The sequence below is a fragment of the Actinoalloteichus sp. GBA129-24 genome (genome assembly GCF_001941645.1).
Lineage (GTDB): Bacteria > Actinomycetota > Actinomycetes > Mycobacteriales > Pseudonocardiaceae > Actinoalloteichus_A > Actinoalloteichus_A fjordicus.
Genome location: NZ_CP016077.1, coordinates 5,863,678 through 5,881,175, shown reverse-complemented (window position 1 = coordinate 5,881,175; position 17,498 = coordinate 5,863,678). Strand labels below are relative to the sequence as shown.

The window sequence follows — 17,498 nt, the reverse complement described above, 5'->3', positions numbered from 1 at the left end:
GTGGGCGTCCGGCGGCGGAGCGTCCGCCCTGCGCGTGCTGCCGCCTGCCGGGTCGACGTCGCCGCGGGCGACAGCCGGGGCCGCGCCGCTCGGCCGCCCCGCGTCCTCCGCCGCCGGAGTCGCCACAGGCTGGCGCAGCCGCAGGCCGGGGCCGCGCAGCCTGCGGCTGCCGGTCCGGCCGGGACGGAGACCGCGGTGGAGGGTCGGCCGATCGCCCGGGCGAGGGTCGGCATCGCCGGGCCTCGATCGCCCTCGTCTCCGGCGACTGCGACCCGTTGCCCGGCCCGGCCTCGGGGGCGACAGGGACGGCAGGGCACCCTGGACGAATGCCCAGCTCACTTCCCGACGGGGAGCCGATGCCTGCGGACGGCGCGCTGCCCGCGTCCGCCCTCGACGGCCTCGGCCGCAGACCCTTCGGCGTCTACGTGCACGTCCCGTTCTGCGCGACCCGATGCGGCTACTGCGACTTCAACACCTACACCGCAGGCGAACTCGGCTCCGGCGCTGGTCAGGACTCCTGGGCCGAGGGTGTGCGCCGGGAGTTGGAGCTGGCCGCGAAGGTCCTCGGCGCGCCACCGAGGGTCGACACGGTCTTCGTCGGCGGCGGAACTCCCTCGCTGGTGGGAGCCGAGGTCCTCGGCGCCGTGCTGTCGGAGATCGACGGCGTGTTCGGCCTGGCCGACGACGCCGAGGTGACCACGGAGGCCAACCCGGAGTCGACCTCGCCGCAGTTCTTCGCCGACCTGCGTGCCGCAGGCTTCACCCGCGTGTCACTGGGGATGCAGTCCGCCTCTCGGCACGTCCTGGCGGTACTCGACCGAACGCACACGCCCGGCCGGGCGGTGGCGGCCGCCAGGGAGGCGACGGCGGCGGGCTTCGAGCACGTGAACCTCGACCTGATCTACGGGACGCCGGGGGAGAGCGACGACGATCTGCGTGCCTCGCTGGACGCGGTGGCGGCCGCCGGGGTCGATCATGTCTCGGCCTACTCGCTCATCGTCGAGGACGGCACCGCGCTGGCCAGACGGGTGCGGGCAGGCGAGTTGCCCGCGCCGGACGAGGACGTGCTGGCTCGACGGTACGAGCTGATCGACGACGTGCTCTCGGCGGCGGGACTCGGCTGGTACGAGGTGTCCAACTGGGCATCCCTGGCAGCAGGCGAGGCCGCCTGGTGCAGGCACAACATCGGCTACTGGTCCGGCGGCGACTGGTGGGGCCTAGGACCCGGTGCCCACAGCCACGTCGGGGGCGTCCGCTGGTGGAACGTGAAGCATCCGGCCCGCTACAACGCCGTGCTGGCGGCGGGTCGCAGCCCGGGCGCGGGACGCGAGGTCCTGGACGTCGACGCCCGCCGGGTGGAGCGTGTCCTGCTGGAACTGCGGCTGGTCGGCGGGCTGTCCACCGAGATCCTTGACGAGGCAGGCCGCCGCGCCGCCCTCCTCGCGGTGGACGACGGACTGCTGGCGGCCGACGCACTGGCCGCCGGGCGCTGCGTCCTCACCCGACGCGGCAGGCTGCTGGCCGACGGACTGGTCCACCGCCTGCTCGGCTGAGCCTGGACCGCCGCAGAGCCCTCGGGAGCCGTGAGAGGCGTCACACCGCGCGCCCGACGTCGCTGCCGCGCCGCTGTGTCGGATCTGACAGCCTGCGGCGGCCATCGGCGCCGGAGACCGGTTCGAGGGAACCTCGGGGCCCGCAGGCGGGCGCGCCGTGGACGGAGGATCGGGAGACGCCTCCAGCACCGCACTAGTCGGACGGGTAGGGAATGCGGCATCCGAACCGTAAACTCAAGACAGTGGCGGAGATCGAGACGATCCCCGCGCGGGCTTGAGTCGAGTGAGGAGCGGAGGTGTCAGACGGTGAGTGCCGACGATCGTCGGTTCGAGGTGTTGCGAGCGATCGTCGCCGACTACGTCTCCACTCACGAGCCGGTGGGGTCCAAGGCCCTCGTCGAGCGGCACAACCTCGGCGTCTCCAGCGCCACGGTGCGCAACGACATGGCGGCCCTTGAAGACGACGGGCTGATCACCCAGCCGCACACCAGCGCAGGCCGCGTGCCGACGGACAAGGGCTATCGGCTCTTCGTCGACCGGCTCAGCGAGGTCAAGCCGCTGTCCGGGGCCGAGCGCCGAGCGATTCACAGCTTCCTCGAGGGCGCATTGGACCTGGACGACGTGCTGCGCCGCAGCGTGCGGCTGTTGGCCCAGCTCACCAGGCAGGTCGCGGTGGTGCAGTATCCGACGCTCACCCGCGCCACGGTCCGACACCTGGAGATCGTCCGGATCACCCCGGCACGCCTCATGCTCGTGTTGATCACCGACACGGGTCGGGTGGATCAGCGGATCGTCGACCTCGGCGACGTGATCGGTGACGAGGACGTCGCACGGCTGCGCGGCCTGTTGAACTCGGCCATGATCGAGCAGCGGCTGCCCGAGGCCTCCGCCTCGGTCGCCGAGCTGCCGGAGAAGGCGGCTCCGGAACTTCGCGACGTCCTGACCAGGGTGTGCAGCGTGCTGATCGAGTCGCTCGTCGATCATCCGGAAGAGCGACTGCTGCTGGGCGGCACGGCCAACCTGACGCGGAACGTCGGGGACTTCCCCGGTTCGCTGCGGCAGGTGCTGGAGGCGTTGGAGGAACAGGTCGTGGTCCTGCGCCTGCTGGCGGCGGCGCGGGACCCGGGAACGGTACTGGTGCGCATCGGCGTCGAGAACGAGGCGATGGAGATGCGGGACACGTCGGTGGTCTCGGTGGGTTACGGCTCGCGGGGCACGGTCTTCGGCGGGATCGGCGTCGTGGGTCCGACGCGGATGGACTATCCGGGGACGATGGCCGCCGTGCGGGCGGTCGCGGCGTACGTGGGGGAGATCCTGGCCGGGCGCTAAAGGCCCGATCGGCGAAGAGAGCATGATGTAGGCAGGGCAGGGTCCGCTCGGACCCGACATCGACGATGAGAATGCGTGCCGACGGCGCGCGGGCGAATGAACGCCGCGGTTCGGCGGGCGGGCTGCGGCAGGAGGACCGGAGAAAGTGGCCAGGGACTACTACGGCTTGCTCGGCGTGAGCAAGGACGCCAGCGCGGATCAGCTCAAGCGGGCTTATCGGAAGCTGGCACGCGAGCTGCACCCCGACGTCAACCCCGATCCCGCTGCCCAGCAGCGGTTTCGCGAGGTGACCACGGCATACGAGGTGCTCACCGACCCCAAGAAGCGGCAGGTGGTCGACCTCGGCGGTGATCCGCTGGAGAACGGCGGCGGCCGATCGGGCGGTGCGGACCCGTTCTCGGGCTTCGGCGGGCTCGGCGACATCATGGACGCCTTCTTCGGCGGCACTGGCGCCTCGGCGGGTCGAGGACCGCGCAGCCGGATGCAGCAGGGCTCTGACGCGCTGATCAAGCTGCGCATGAGCCTGGAGGACTGCGCCACCGGCGTCAGCCGGGAGATCACCGTCGACACGGCCATCCTCTGCGACACCTGTGCCGGAACCGGCTGCCAGGAGGACACCACGCCGTCGGTCTGCGACACGTGCGCCGGTCGCGGCGAGGTCCAGTCGGTGCAGCGCTCGTTCCTCGGCCAGGTCGTCACGGCGCGTCCGTGCCCGACCTGTCGGGGTTACGGCGAGGTCATCACCGACCCCTGCGGTCAGTGCAGCGGCGAAGGCCGGGTGCGCTCGCGCCGCACGATCACTGTGAAGATCCCGGCGGGCGTCGCCGACGGCATGCGGGTGCGGCTCTCCGCTCAGGGCGAGGTGGGCGTCGGCGGCGGGCCCGCAGGCGATCTCTACGTCGAGGTCGACGAGGTCGAGCACGACACCTTCACGCGCGACGGCTCCGACCTGCACTGCACCCTGATGATCCCGATGACCTCCGCCGCGCTGGGCACCGTCCTGCCGCTGGAGACCCTGGACGGCACCGAGGAGATCCGGGTCGAGCCCGGGACTCAGCCGGGCACTCGTCTGCTGCTGACCGGGCAGGGCATGCCGAGGCTGCGATCCAACGGCCGGGTCAGCGGACGCGGCGATCTGCACGTCCACCTCGAGGTGGTGGTGCCGACGAGGCTCGACGGCAGGCAGACCGACCTGCTGCGGGAACTCGCCGCGCTGCGCGACGAGGAGTCCGAGCTGGCCGCGAACGGCAATGGACGGGTGAATGGCGGGCTGTTCTCGCGGCTGCGGGACTCCTTCGGCTCCCGCTGAGCCGCCGGGGGTTCGCGACCGGATGCGGCGGGCGCGGGCGGGCCGCCACGGGGCGGCGGCGCCGAGCCGGGGCCGCGTTCCGTTCGGTGTTCGTCGGCTCGCCGCATGGCCCGTCGCGGGCGGCCGGAGAGCGGCGGACGGTGCGCCCACGGCCCGTGGAGGCTGACCGGATCTCGGAGGTAGGCGTCTGACGTCCCCGCACGAACCCGCCTGCGATGGACTGGTCGGCACCCGCCCTCGCCCGCGCCTGCGGGTGGCTCGGCCGAGTCTTCGGGCGGAGGCGGGCCGGGTCCTGCCCGGTCGCCGACGACACGGTGCGCGCCGGGACGCCGTGCTCGGCGGGCAGTCGGCCTCGGTGATGTCTCGACGACCGCGGTGGCTCGGCCGTCGCGGAGCGGCGGCCTGACGGCGAGGGGCGAGAACCACGCCCATGACGTGCTGGAGGGGATGACGATGACGACCTCGCCGATGGCAAGGGGCGGCCTGCCGCTGTTCCTCACGGAGCTGCCCGCCGGGGCGGATCACGTGGTGCTGAGCGGACCGGAGGGGCGACACGCGGCCACCGTGACCCGACTGCGGGTCGGCGAGCGACTGCTGCTCGCCGACGGTCGCGGCGGCATCGCCAGGGCCGAGGTGACCTCGGTCACCAAGGACGAGCTGCGCGCGGACGTCCTCGAACGGGTTCAGGAGCCCGCGCCCGAGCTCCGCGTGACGATGGCTCAGGCGCTGCTCAAGGGCGATCGAGCCGAGCTGGCCGTCGATCAGGCCGTGGAGGTCGGCGTCGACGCGCTGGTGCCGTGGCGGGCCGCCCGCTGCGTGGCCCGCTGGGACGCGGGACCGCGCGGCGCCAAGGCGCTGGACCGGTGGCGTGCCACGGCCCGCACCGCCGCCAAGCAGGCGCGGCGATCCTGGCTGCCGCCCGTGCACGAGCCGACGAGCACCGCCGGGCTTGCCGAGCGGGTCGGGTCGGCCGCCCTCGCGCTCGTGCTGCATGAGTCCGCCTCGACTCGGCTGACCTCGGTGGACCTACCGACGACGGGGGAGCTGCTGCTGGTGGTGGGGCCGGAGGGCGGGATCGACGAGACCGAGCTGGCGACGCTGACCGAGGCGGGCGCCCGCCCGGTGCTGCTGGGCGACACGGTGCTGCGAGCCTCCACCGCGGGCGTCGCCGCGCTGGGTGCGCTCGCGGCTCGCACGGGCCGGTGGTGAGTCGGAGTCGGCCTTGCGCCGAGGGCCGTCCCCGAGTCCGGCTCGAGGCACCGTCGCCTGTCGACTCCGGGGCTGAACTCGGGTCGGCAGGTCGTGCGGTCTGATCGGCCTGCGCCTGATACCCGGCGCAGCAGCCTCGCGGGCTGCTGCGGGGCGCCCAGCCTGCCGGACACCTCGCCGGAAGGACGGGACCTGGTGCGGGCGGGGCGTGGTGAGACGTCCGGCACGGTGAGACCTCCGGCACGTCGTCTCGACGCGCTGAGGTGCCGTCCGACCAGGCCAGGACGGTGCGGGCCGCGCTGGTGGGGCACGCCTGCCAAGGCCGCCCACCGCAGTCCGGGGAGCCGATCCCGCCCTGGAACAGGTCGCCGTCGGCCTTGAGAACGGCGCGATCCTCGGCTTCCGAACGTCACCGCGAGGTTGCCCCGCGTCACCATCGCTGCGCCGGACGGGTTGTTGCCGGGCGCCGTCGAGGACCACCTCGCGCCCCGGTTCGTCATCGAGGTTTAGCCTGCACGTCATGAGTGATTCGGAGTCCGACTGTCTCTTCTGCAAGCTGCTGGCGGGCGAGCTGCCGTGCAGCGTGATCCGTGAGACGGACACCACTTTCGCGTTCCGCGACGCCAATCCGCAGGCGCCCACCCACGTGCTTCTCGTGCCGAGATCGCACTATCCCGACGCCGCCGCCCTCGCCGCCGAGGACCCGGCCCTGTTGGTCGACCTCTTCCATGTGGCGGCCGACGTCGCCGAGGAGGAGGGCGTGGCCGAGAGCGGGTACCGGCTGCTGTTCAACACCGGCGCCGATGCGGGCCAGACGGTCTTCCACGCGCACCTGCACCTGCTGGGCGGGCAGCCGCTGGGGCCGCTCGTCGGTTCGCCCGCGGGCGTCGCTCGCAACGGCTGAGAGCCTGCGGTCGGCGGTGCGGTCCGGGAGGCGACGTACGTCGTCGCCTGTGTGGCTCCTGCAGGGCAGGCGGATGATCTCGGCACAGGACGGACTGCGGGACGCGGCTCCCGCGCCGAGCACCCGGCGCCGCGCGGGCACGGCCGCCTCCGGGGGCAGGCCGCCTGCGCCGCCGACATGCCGCTCATATCAGGAGTGCGTTCCGTCGTGCGGTGCGGCTAGCATCGAGGTGTCGAAGAGACGGCCTGTCCAAGGCAGGCCGAAGCCGTCAGCGTGACAGCGCAGAAGGTGGGCCGGAACACACCGTGGCAGGAACCGCAGCGAGCTCCGCTCGCAGTGCCGATTCAGAACGACGAGCAGCGGGCAACGGCACCACACCGCCCGAGGGCGGCACTCCGGCCGCCACCTCGTCGGCCCAGGCCGCTGCGGCTGCTGCGGCAGCCGTGCAACAGGTCATGGCCAAGTCGAACATCACCGTTCCGGACACCCTCGTGCTCAACCTCCTCGGATCTCGCGACGAGAACCTGCGGGCGGTCGAGGAGCTGCTCAGCGCCGACGTGCACGTCCGAGGCAACGAGATCACCCTGACGGGCAAGCCCGCCGAGGTGGCCTTCGCCGAGCGACTGTTCAGTGAGCTGCTGATCCTGGTCGGGCGCGGCCAGCAGTTGAGCGCGGACGTGGTCCGACGCACCGTGGGGATGCTCTCGGCCGACGCGGGCGAGTCCCCTGCCGAGGTGCTCAGCCTGGACATCCTGTCTCGGCGCGGCCGGTCGATCCGACCCAAGACGGTGAACCAGAAGCGCTACGTCGACGCCATCGACAAGAACACCATCGTCTTCGGCATCGGCCCGGCGGGCACCGGCAAGACCTACCTGGCGATGGCCAAGGCCGTGCAGGCCCTCCAGGCCAAGCAGGTCAACCGGATCATCCTCACCCGGCCTGCCGTCGAGGCGGGCGAGCGGCTCGGCTACCTGCCCGGCACCCTCTACGACAAGATCGATCCGTACCTGCGGCCGCTCTACGACGCGCTGCACGACATGGTCGACCCGGAGTCGGTGCCCCGGCTCACCCAGGCGGGCACCATCGAGGTCGCGCCGCTGGCGTACATGCGGGGCCGCACCCTCAACGACGCGTTCATCATCCTGGACGAGGCGCAGAACACCACGCCCGAGCAGATGAAGATGTTCCTCACCCGGCTGGGCTTCGGCTCGAAGATCGTGGTGACCGGTGACATCACCCAGGTCGACCTGCCCGGCAGCACTCGCAGCGGCCTTCGCGTCGTCCGGGAGATCCTGGGCGACGTGGACGACGTGCACTTCTCTATGCTCACCAGCCACGACGTGGTCCGGCATCGACTGGTCAGCGACATCGTGGACGCCTACGAGCGGTGGCAGGTGGTGCAGGAGCACTCGGACGCCGCCGCTGAGGAGAGCTCCGGTGCGCGATCCGGTCGTGGCCGCCGACAGGGACGGTGAACACGGTGAGTATCGAGATCGCCAACGAGTCAGGCGTGGCGGTTGAGGAGACCTCCATCGTCGCCGCAGCTCGCTATGCACTGGATCGGATGGGCGTCAGCGCGCTCGCCGAGCTCTCGGTGCTGTTGGTCGAGCTGGAGGCGATGGCCGATCTGCACGAGCGGTGGATGGACCTGCCGGGTCCCACCGACGTGATGGCCTTTCCGATGGACGAGTTGGACTCGGCCCGCAGGCCCGACACGGCGGCTTCGGGGCCTGCTCTGCTCGGTGACATCGTGCTGTGCCCCGAGTTCGCCAGGGAGCAGGCGAAGAAGGCCGGTCACAGCCTCATCGACGAGCTGCATCTGCTGACGGTGCACGGCGTGCTGCACCTGCTCGGCTACGACCACGCGGAGCCCGCCGAGGAGCGGGAGATGTTCGGCCTGCAGAACCGGCTGCTGGCCGACTTCAAGACCACGGTTCGCGAGGAGCGTGAGACGGCGGCACGCGAGGACGCCGACGCGCGAGTGCTCGGCGTGGTCGGCCTGGAACGCACCGGCACCGAGAAGCAGGGCGGCTCTGCTGCCGCACCTCCGCCGGAACCGGGTCGGTGATCCGGACCCGGTGACTCGGACTCGTCGATGGGGAGCCCGTTCATGATGCTGTCCTTGGCCGCGCTGCTGGTCGTCTTCGCGGGGGCCTTCGCCGCCGCGGATGCCTCCTTGAGCACGGTGTCGCGCGCCCGAGTGGACGAGCTGGTCCGCACCGGCCGCTCGGGTGCCAAGACCCTGGCGGAGGTCGTCGCGGATCGACCCCGACACATCAACCTCCTGCTGCTGCTTCGCCTCGCCTGCGAACTCACGGCCACGGTGCTGGTCACCGTCGTCGTGGTCGCCACCTTCGACTCGGACGGACTGGCGGTGCTCATCGCCGTCCTGATCATGCTCCTGGTGTCCTACGTGCTGGTGGGTGTCGGACCGAGGACGATCGGCAGGCAGCACCCCTACGGAGTGGGCTGCCTGGTGGCGGGCCCGGTGAAGATGCTCGGCCGGGTGCTCAGCCCGCTCGCGCGGCTGCTGATCCTGCTGGGCAATGCGATCACACCGGGACGCGGCTTCCGGGAGGGCCCGTTCTCGTCCGAGGTCGAGCTGCGGGAGCTGGTCGACATCGCCGAGCAGCGCGGGGTCGTCGAGGCAGGCGAACGGCAGATGATCCACTCGATCTTCGAGCTGGGCGACGCGGTCGTCCGCGAGGTGATGGTGCCGCGTACCGAGGTGATCTGGATCGAGCAGGACAAGTCGGTCCGGCAGGCACTGGCGCTCTGTCTGCGGACCGGGTTCTCCCGAATTCCCGTCATCGGCGAGACCGTGGACGACGTGGTCGGTGTGGTGACCATCAAGGACCTCGTCCGGTCCTGGACCGACGGGGCGCCGGGCGGGCCAGGCGAGCGGGTGGACGTCCAGGTCGACACGCTGATGCGCCCTGCCGTGCTGGTTCCCGACTCCAAGCGCCTCGTCGAGCTGCTGCGGGAGATGCAGGTCTCCCGGAACCATCTCGCAATCGCGGTCGACGAGTACGGCGGCACAGCGGGCCTGCTGACCATCGAGGACATCCTGGAGGAGATCGTCGGCGAGATCACCGACGAGTCGGACATCGGCGAGCGTCCCCCGGTGGAGCGGATCGACGAGGCCTCCGCGCGGGTCAGCGCCCGCCTTCCGGTGGCGGATCTGGGCGAGTTGTTCGGCGTGGAGATCGACGATCACGACGTGGACACCGCAGGCGGTCTGCTGGCTCGCAAGCTCGGTCGGGTGCCGCTGCCCGGTGCCGAGGCCGAGATCAGTGGTCTGCGGCTGCGGGCGGAGGGCGGCAAGGACGGTCGTGGGCGGATGCGGATCAGCACGCTGCTGGTCAGCAGGGTGGCCCCGTCGACAGCCGAGGATCAGGACGCGGAATCCGAGTCGGTCGGCCGCGCGCAGGAGAGGAGCACGGCCGGTGGCTGAGTCAGCGAAGGGCGCCGTGGAGCCTGCGGCCTCGTCGGCCGAGGCCGTCGTGCTGGACGGCGAGGACCAGAAGATCATCACGCTCGCCCGCGCGAGCCGGGCACGGATCGGGGCCGCCGAGGGGGCGGCTGTGCGGGACACCGACGGCCGAACCTACTCCGCCTGCACCGTGGCCCTGCCATCGCTGAGTCTGACCGCGTTGCAGGCCGCGGTGGCCGCAGCGGTGGCCAGCGGGGCGACCGGGCTGGAGGCGGCCGCCGTGGTCACCGAGTCGCCTGCGGTGGACGAGGCGTCCGCCGCCGCAGTGCGTGACCTGTCGCCCAACGCGCCGGTGTTCCGCGCCGACGCCTCGGGTCGCCTGCTCGACACGCTGCGCTGAGCAGGCCTGCCGCCGCCGTGCGCATGGGGGCGGCCCGGCCTGCGGGCGCCGGTCTGCGGGCGCAGGCCGGGCCGCGCTCCCGATGAAGTTCCCCGATCCCAGGATGGAGCAGCACCCGCCGGTGACTCGGGCATCTCGAATCCGAGTCGGCGGCGGCATTCTGCTCGGCCCGCGCGAAGACCATGTCGCGCCGCCGCGAGCCGCACCGGGTCTGTGGGCGCAAGCCGGTACCGGGCACTGACGCAAAGCCGCGATGCCGACGTCGGCCCGCTCCGATGTGGTGCCCCTCCGATGTGGTGCCGCCGGGCCGATTCCCCATGGGGAATCCTCCACCGACAGCGCCGACTGTTCGGTGCCCGACGACTCGACCGTCTTGCCGACTTCTGTCGCTGAAACCATCGATATGGTGGGATAAATCGTTTACACGGACTTCGGTGCGGCGGTATCTTCCCGGGTTCTTCTCGGACGCACTCCGGAGCCGGAATTCTCGCCGAGGGTTAGGCGTGTTCTCTTCGCTCCGTCGGGCCCTCGGCGGCGCGGTTGCCACCGGGTGCCTGCGGTGTGGTCGGCGGTGAGACCGTCCTGGCGGGACCGTATACTGTCGCGTCGCGATCGGCGGAGTCCGCGCCGTTCTAGGCGGTTGACCTGGTTGGATTCGTCCGCTGTTCGTCATGGCATTCTCTGTTCGATTTATTCTCGATTCTTCGCGGAATCCCGATGGAGTCCCCCTTGGCGTGTTCGCCGATTTCTCTCCAGGGTGATGAACGCCTTAGCATGTGGATCATGGTCAACCGCGATGTCGATGCGGCTTCTGTCGCTAGGCCGATTTCTCTCCGTAACGGACTTTCGTTCCTCCTGGCCCTGCTCGGCCTGGTCGGCTTCGCGCTGCTCGCCTATCAGCTGGCGGGTGTCTTCACCTGTTCTTCTGCGGAATGGGAGACGTGCATCGGTGACACTCCGTTGTCGGACCGGGCCCCGATCACCGTCGGGCTCTTCGGTCTGCTGCTCGTCGGCGGCCTGCTGGGCGCCGGTCGGCTCCGCTCGTCGATCCTCCCGCTGGGCCTGGCCGTCGGCGGCGCCGCCCTCCTGTCGGTCTGGTGGCGGCTGCCGATGGGCGATGATCGTCCGTGGCTGGCAGGTCTGGCCGGCGCGCTGTTGTTCCTCGGCGTCGTCCTCGGCTGTGTGCAGTGGGGCGTCGCGCTGCGCTCTCGCCGTCAGACCGCCGACAGCGTCTCGTTGATGCGACTCGGCACGCCGGTGGCGGGGCGGATCGCCTCCGTGCAGATCACCGACGACGAGATCAAGGGCGCACCGCTGGTGGTGATCACCGCCGAGTACTCGGGTGAGGACGGGGCGGTGCGCAGGCAGACCAAGAAGCGAGCCGTCCCCGTCGCCCATCTGCCCAGGACCGGGGATCAGACCGTGGTCTGGTACGACCCGGAGCACCCGGACCAGGTGGAGTTCGCGCACTCCTCCGAACAGGGCCCGCTGGACGACCTGGTCGACCGGGTGCTCGGGCGCAGGCCGGGTCTCGCCTCGGGAAGTCCGTACCTGGAGCGGGAGGAGACTGAACGCGATCTCCGGCCCCGAGGCTGAGGCGCGCCTGCGGGGGAGACCTCGGGCGGGCCGGACGACGGCTGGACTGAGCCGTACACGTCGTGCTTGCGACAATGCGGGGATGAGCAGCAGCCCCGCCGATCATCGATCCGGTTTCGCCTGTTTCGTCGGTCGGCCGAACGCAGGAAAGTCCACGCTGACCAATGCGCTGATCGGGACGAAGGTCGCGATCACCTCCAGCAGGCCGCAGACGACCCGACATGCCATCCGAGGCATCGTGCACCGGCCGGAGGCCCAGCTGATCGTGGTGGACACGCCCGGCCTCCACCGGCCGCGCACCCTGCTGGGACAGCGGCTCAACGACGTCGTGCGCGAGACCTGGGCCGAGGTCGACGTGGTCGGTTTCTGCGTGCCCGCCGATCAGAAGATCGGCCCTGGCGACCGGTTCATCGCCGCCGAGCTGGCCAAGGTGGCCCGGCGGACTCCGGTGTTCGGGGTGGTCACCAAGACCGACCTGGTGCCTGCCGAGCGAGTGGCACAGCAGCTCATGGCCCTTCAGGAGGTGATGGACTTCGCCGAGCTGATCCCCGTCTCGGCGGTGGACGGCTACCAGGTGACGACGCTTACGGACCTGCTGATCGGCAGGCTGCCGGTCGGTCCTGCCCTGTACCCGGGCGGAGAGCTGACCGACGAGCCGGAGACGACGCTGGTCGCCGAGCTGATCCGGGAGGCGGCGCTGGAAGGAGTGCGCGACGAGCTGCCGCACTCCATCGCGGTCACCGTCGAGGAGATGGTGCCGCGCGAGGGCCGGGACGACATGCTGGACGTGCACGCGGTGATGTACGTGGAGCGCCCCAGTCAGAAGTCGATCGTCATCGGCCGCGCGGGCGAACGTCTCAAGCACGTCGGTTCCGAGGCGCGTCGCCAGATCGAGGCGCTGCTGGGCAGCAAGATCTTCCTCGACCTGCGGGTCAAGGTCGCCAAGGACTGGCAGCGCGACCCGAAACAGCTTCGCAGGCTCGGCTTCTGAGCCGCCCGTCCGCACCGGGGTCCGGCGGGGACAGGACTCGGCGCGGCCCAGGATCGCCCGCACTCCTCGGGAACGGTGGGCGGACTGATCACGGACCCGCCCACCCGCCTCGGCTCCGCTCGGTGTCCTGAGCCGTCGCCGTACCGGACGGTCGCCGGTGAGACTCGACGACCCCGGCATCCCGAGGGGCGGCCCCGCGCCCGGCGAGTCGCGGACGTCGATCGGGCGAACGGCGTCGGCGGCGAGCCGATCGACGACCGTGCGGACCCGACGTGGCCTCGGCGCCAGGGCCGTCGCCGCCTCGTGCGACGGGGGGCAGCACAGGTCCGGCGGGCAGCGGATGACCGTGTCGGGCGCGGGTGGCACGATGACGCGATGGCCCTGTACCGCGATACCGGTGTGGTGCTGCGGGTGCAGAAGCTCGGCGAGGCCGACCGGATCATCACCCTGCTCACCCGCAGGCACGGCAAGGTGCGTGCCGTCGGCAAGGGCGTCCGGCGGATGTCCTCCCGCTTCGGCGCCCGGTTGGAGCCCTTCGGACACGTCGACGTGCAGTTCTACACCGGGCGAACCCTGGACGTGATCACCCAGGTGCAGACCATGGACGCCTTCGGCGCGGGTCTGGTGCCCGACTACCAGCGGTACACGGCGGGCTGTGCCGTACTGGAGGCGGCCGACCGGCTCAGTGCCGAGGAGGGCGAGCCGGTGCTCCGGCTGTATCTGCTCGTCGTGGGGGCCCTGCGTGCGTTGGCCGACGGAGTGCGGGACCCGATGCTGGTCATGGACGCCTTCCTGCTCCGGGCGATGACGCAGGCGGGCTGGGCGCCCGCGTTGGCCGAGTGCGCGCGATGCGGACGGCCTGGACCGCACCGGGCCTTCAACGTTCCGGCGGGCGGCACCGTGTGCGAGACCTGTCGGCCCCCTGGCTCGGTGTCGCCCGCCCCGGAGACCCTGACGCTGCTGGCCGCCCTGCTGCACGGCGACTGGCCCGCCGCCGAGGCCGCCGACCAGCGATCCCGGCGAGAGGGCAGCGGGCTGGTGGCTGCCCACCTGCAATGGCACCTGGAGCGCAGCCTGCGCTCGCTGCCCCTGGTGGACCGGCGTGGCGGCGAGCCCGACGGCGTGACGTCGGCGTCGGCGCCGGCCTGATCGACGCGGCGCGGTGCCGGACCGGACAGGTCCCGGACTGTCGGGCGCTGAGAGGCCGGACACCGAGAGGCCGGACACTGAGAGGCCGGACACCGAGAGGTCTGCTGCCTGCGTGCCGGGCGCGCGAAGGCCTCCCAGGCGGCCGCGCGGAGCCTGCACCTGTGCGGTCGCGGTGCCCCGGCCTGCGAAGCGGCCACCGAGCCGGGAGTTCGTCGTCGAGATCATGCCGTTGATCGTGGCCGGTCGAGTTCGCCGCAGGTAGTAGCAACTGTCATGAGTTCTCATGACAACAGTCAGTGATCCGACGTGACAGTCGTCATTGTCGAGTGCCCGGCCCCGCGACGAGTCCGGAACGCCGGTCGTCCGGTCTCGTCGCGGAGTCGTGATCGAGGCCTGCCGGTTCGTGGGCCCGCAACTCGACGAGGTTCGTGATCCGCCTCGGTCCGGTTCGTCGGTCTGGCAGTTGGCGGCCGGGACCGACGAACCTCCCCGGCGGGCCTGTGCCGCGAGCCATCCCGACAACGGAGAATTTTCAGGCCGCTGACCAGCGGTGATGCCTGCTGGGGTCGGCCGGTGTCGCGGCGGCGTGCTCGCCGCGAGGTTCGCTGGTGCTATGGTTCATTACATGAGTAATGAACCAGCGAACTAGGGGGCCGAGGTGTTCGACGACCGAAGCCCGATCTATCAACAGATCGCCGAGCGGATCAAGAACGACATCCTCGGCGGCGAACTGGCTGAGGACGCACAGGTCATGTCGACGAACCAGTACGCCGCCTTCTACCGGATCAACCCCGCCACCGCAGCCAAGGGTTTCCACCAGTTGATCGAAGAGGGCGTGCTCTACAAGAAGAGGGGTATCGGGATGTTCGTCAGTCAGGGGGCGCAGGAGACCCTGCGGGCTCAGCGGCGGCAGCGCTTCTTCGAGGAGGTCGTCGACGCGATGGTGACCGAGGCGCGGATCGTCGGCATCTCCCTCGACGAGGTCGTCCAGCGAATCCAGGAACAGCAGCAGAGGAGTGACCGATGACGTTGGACATCGCAGTCGAAGGGCTTCGCGTCGACTACGGCAGGTTCACGGCCGTTCGGGATCTCAGCTTCACCCTCGCCGGGGGCAAGATCCATGGGCTGCTCGGTCGCAACGGATCGGGCAAGAGCACCCTGTTGTCGGTGATCGCGGCCTTCCGCAAGGCCTCCGGCGGTGTCGTGCGGGTCGGCGGGCAGGAGCCCTTCGAGAACGCCGAGATCGTCCGGCAGATCTGCTTCATCCGGGAGAGCGGTGACACGGCGGGCAGCAGTGTCAAGGCGACGCTCGACTTCGCCGCCGCCTTCCGGCCGAACTGGGACGCCGACTACGCCGAGCGGCTGCTGGAGCGGTTCGAGATTCAGAAGAAGAAGTCGGTCGACGCGCTGTCCAGGGGAAAGAAGTCGGCACTCGGCGTGACGCTGGGGATGGCCTCGCGGGCGCCGCTGACCATCTTCGACGAGTCCTACCTCGGCATGGACGCCCCGTCCCGGTACGCCTTCTACGACGAGCTGCTCGACGACTACCTGGAGAACCCCAGGACGGTCATCCTCTCCACGCACCTCATCGAGGAGGTCGGCTCGCTGTTCGAGGAGGTCGTGATCATCGATCGCGGCGGCCTGGTGCTGCACGAGGAGACCGAGACACTGCGGGAGCGCGGTGCGGCGGTGACCGGCCCCGCCGAGACGGTGGATCGCTTCACCGCGTCGTTGACCGTGCTCAGTGAACAGCAGCTCGGCGGCACGAAGTCGGCGACGGTGTACGGCGCACTCACGGCAGACCAGCGCGATCGGGCCCGCGCCGAGGGGCTCGAACTGGGGCCGGTCGGGATTCAGGACCTGTTCGTGCACCTGACCGGGTCCAGAGAGGCGGAGCGATGAAGACCCGTGCGGCCCCGGCGACCGGGAGCATCCTCACGGCCCTGATCGGCGGCCTCCGCGCCGTGCTGATCGGCTACTGGGCCGTCCTGATCATCGTCGTGATCGTGATCTGGGTCGTGGCGAACGTCCTCGGCGCAGGTGATCCGACGACCACCGCAGGCTGGTCGTTCTCGAATCCGCCGAGGTACTTCCTCTTCGCGATCGGGATCATGCTGCCGACGCTGTTCCTGCCGATGTTCGTGACGCACGGTGTGACGCGCCGGAGGTTCGTGGCGGATGCCGGGATCTTCGCCGTGCTCATCTCGGCGGCCTTCGCACTGATGCAATGGGGCGGGCTGGTGTTCGAGGGCTTCCTCCTCGGCACCATGTCCGTTGATCAAGAGGTGAACGGGGCACACCTGTTCACGTCGCGGGAGCAGGTCCTGCTGGCGATCACGGAGTTCGGCGTGCTCGGGCTGGTGCACCTGCTGGCAGGCGCGGTGATCGGTGCGGGCTTCTATCGGTTCGGCTGGCTGCGCGGCCTGTTCCTGATCCCCGTCGCGCTGGTGCCCGCTGTGGTCACGGAGTTCGCCATGGCCACCGGCTGGGTCAGCAGGGCCGTGGCGGCGCTCGACCTGTCCCGGCTGTCGGTCGCCGTCGGCACCCCGATCGTGGTCCTGTCGGTCCTGGCTGCGGCGGCGGGCTGTCACCTGCTACTCCGCGACATCCCGATCCGAACACCCTGACCTGCGCGTTCGCCGAACCGTGCCCGGCCGACCCCGACCCGCAACATCCCCCGACCGCAGCGCCCGACCGCACATCCCCGACTCGCCCGTTCTCTGCCCGCGGTTGCGTGCGGGCGAGGGGGCTCGGTCAGGCCACGCGCATCGCCGAGCGCGGCCGAGGACGGAACCGCCGCGGCTGGTCCGGCTGCGGCGCACCCCAGGGTGAATCCGGCGAGACACCCCGCGTCGTCCCGTCGAACCCGGAGAGAGATCAATCATGGTGACCACGAGAAAATCGATTCTGCCCACCCTCAGCACCCGACTGCTGCGAACTCAGAGCTCGTGGCTGGCGATCTTCTGGGCCATTGTGCTCGTCGCGGTCGCCATCGTCAGTGTTCTCATCGCGATCTTCGGGCAGCTTGAGTTCAGCGTCGCGGACTGGATCGTCCCGTATTCGATCAAATACGCGCTGGCAGGCATCGGAATGGGAATGCTGACCGTTTCGCTGCTGCAGTCCGTGGCGACGGGAATCACGCGCGGTGAGTTCCTGGCCGCCTGGCGAGTCGTCGCCGTGGCCATGGCGCTCCTGCTCGGAATCGGCACTACGGTCGTTCTCTGGGGCGAGCGCCTCATCCACGACGCCGTCGGGCTCCCGGCTCAGCTCAGCGGCGCCCACCTGTACGGATCGATCGAGCAGGTGCATCTCATCCTGGCGGAGAACCTCGTCATCGGCCTGGTTCACCTGGTCGCGGGCTGTCTGATCGGCGTGATCTTCCATCGCGGGAGCGGCCTCGGACGGTGGCCGCTGCTCGCGCTGCCGGTCATTCCGGTGGTCATCGTCGAATGGGCTCTCATTCGATTCGGCGGCAGCGCTGCCAGCGGCTTCCCGGGGTCCGACGCGACCTCCGTCGCGTGGTTCCTGGGAATCGGCGCGGTGTGTGTCGCGATACCTGCGGTGGCCACTCATCTCCTGGCGCGGGAGATTCCGTTCACCGCCGCCGCCGAATAAGTCTGCCGTT

At 70.6% G+C, this 17,498-nt stretch carries 16 protein-coding genes; all 16 read left to right on the top strand.

Annotated elements, in window-relative coordinates; genetic code table 11:
- Window positions 1-326: 326 nt before the first annotated feature.
- The 16 genes from hemW to UA75_RS25135 all read left to right on the top strand — a co-directional run bounded on the left by hemW (window position 327) and on the right by UA75_RS25135 (window position 17,488).
- A complete protein-coding gene (hemW, locus tag UA75_RS25210) occupies window positions 327-1,553 on the top strand; it encodes a radical SAM family heme chaperone HemW (protein WP_075742373.1) in 1,227 nt (408 codons plus the stop codon).
- A gap of 306 nt (window positions 1,554-1,859) precedes the next feature.
- Entirely contained in the window at window positions 1,860-2,882 is a 1,023-nt protein-coding gene (gene hrcA, locus UA75_RS25205; protein WP_075742372.1) for a heat-inducible transcriptional repressor HrcA, read from the top strand.
- Between the two features lie 145 nt (window positions 2,883-3,027).
- The gene (gene dnaJ / locus UA75_RS25200) at window positions 3,028-4,191 is read left to right on the top strand and encodes a molecular chaperone DnaJ (RefSeq protein WP_075742371.1); all 1,164 of its coding nucleotides are present in this window, start codon (window positions 3,028-3,030) and stop codon (window positions 4,189-4,191) included.
- 468 nt (window positions 4,192-4,659) lie between these two features.
- On the top strand, window positions 4,660-5,400 hold the full coding sequence (locus UA75_RS25195) for a 16S rRNA (uracil(1498)-N(3))-methyltransferase (RefSeq protein ID WP_075744193.1): 741 nt from the start codon (window positions 4,660-4,662) through the stop codon (window positions 5,398-5,400).
- Window positions 5,401-5,920: 520 nt separating this feature from the next.
- Window positions 5,921-6,304 (top strand): histidine triad nucleotide-binding protein, encoded by a 384-nt coding sequence (locus UA75_RS25190; protein ID WP_075742370.1) that lies wholly within the window; start codon window positions 5,921-5,923, stop codon window positions 6,302-6,304.
- 455 nt (window positions 6,305-6,759) lie between these two features.
- The gene (locus UA75_RS25185; RefSeq protein WP_075744192.1) at window positions 6,760-7,779 is read left to right on the top strand and encodes a PhoH family protein; all 1,020 of its coding nucleotides are present in this window, start codon (window positions 6,760-6,762) and stop codon (window positions 7,777-7,779) included.
- Window positions 7,780-7,784: 5 nt separating this feature from the next.
- Window positions 7,785-8,372 carry an rRNA maturation RNase YbeY gene (ybeY, locus tag UA75_RS25180; RefSeq protein ID WP_075744191.1) on the top strand — a complete coding sequence of 196 codons (588 nt, stop codon included), beginning with the start codon at window positions 7,785-7,787 and terminating at the stop codon, window positions 8,370-8,372.
- A 27-nt stretch (window positions 8,373-8,399) separates the two neighbouring features.
- Window positions 8,400-9,758 (top strand): hemolysin family protein, encoded by a 1,359-nt coding sequence (locus tag UA75_RS25175; protein WP_075742369.1) that lies wholly within the window; start codon window positions 8,400-8,402, stop codon window positions 9,756-9,758.
- Window positions 9,751-10,137 (top strand): cytidine deaminase, encoded by a 387-nt coding sequence (locus tag UA75_RS25170; protein ID WP_232237427.1) that lies wholly within the window; start codon window positions 9,751-9,753, stop codon window positions 10,135-10,137. Before UA75_RS25175 ends, UA75_RS25170 begins: the two co-directional genes overlap by 8 nt.
- A 783-nt stretch (window positions 10,138-10,920) precedes the next feature.
- Complete coding sequence (locus UA75_RS25165) at window positions 10,921-11,733, top strand: DUF3592 domain-containing protein (RefSeq protein ID WP_157434424.1); 813 nt, start codon at window positions 10,921-10,923, stop codon at window positions 11,731-11,733.
- An 82-nt stretch (window positions 11,734-11,815) separates the two neighbouring features.
- Window positions 11,816-12,724 (top strand): GTPase Era, encoded by a 909-nt coding sequence (era, locus tag UA75_RS25160; protein ID WP_075742367.1) that lies wholly within the window; start codon window positions 11,816-11,818, stop codon window positions 12,722-12,724.
- A gap of 375 nt (window positions 12,725-13,099) precedes the next feature.
- The gene (gene recO / locus UA75_RS25155; RefSeq protein ID WP_075744189.1) at window positions 13,100-13,873 is read left to right on the top strand and encodes a DNA repair protein RecO; all 774 of its coding nucleotides are present in this window, start codon (window positions 13,100-13,102) and stop codon (window positions 13,871-13,873) included.
- Between the two features lie 658 nt (window positions 13,874-14,531).
- A complete protein-coding gene (locus tag UA75_RS25150) occupies window positions 14,532-14,900 on the top strand; it encodes a GntR family transcriptional regulator (protein WP_075742366.1) in 369 nt (122 codons plus the stop codon).
- A complete protein-coding gene (locus UA75_RS25145; RefSeq protein ID WP_075742365.1) occupies window positions 14,897-15,775 on the top strand; it encodes an ATP-binding cassette domain-containing protein in 879 nt (292 codons plus the stop codon). The genes UA75_RS25150 and UA75_RS25145 overlap by 4 nt, the downstream gene beginning before the upstream one ends.
- On the top strand, window positions 15,772-16,500 hold the full coding sequence (locus UA75_RS25140) for a hypothetical protein (protein WP_075742364.1): 729 nt from the start codon (window positions 15,772-15,774) through the stop codon (window positions 16,498-16,500). The genes UA75_RS25145 and UA75_RS25140 overlap by 4 nt, the downstream gene beginning before the upstream one ends.
- 256 nt (window positions 16,501-16,756) lie before the next feature.
- The gene (locus UA75_RS25135; protein ID WP_075742363.1) at window positions 16,757-17,488 is read left to right on the top strand and encodes a hypothetical protein; all 732 of its coding nucleotides are present in this window, start codon (window positions 16,757-16,759) and stop codon (window positions 17,486-17,488) included.
- The last annotated feature ends 10 nt before the right edge of the window (window positions 17,489-17,498 follow it).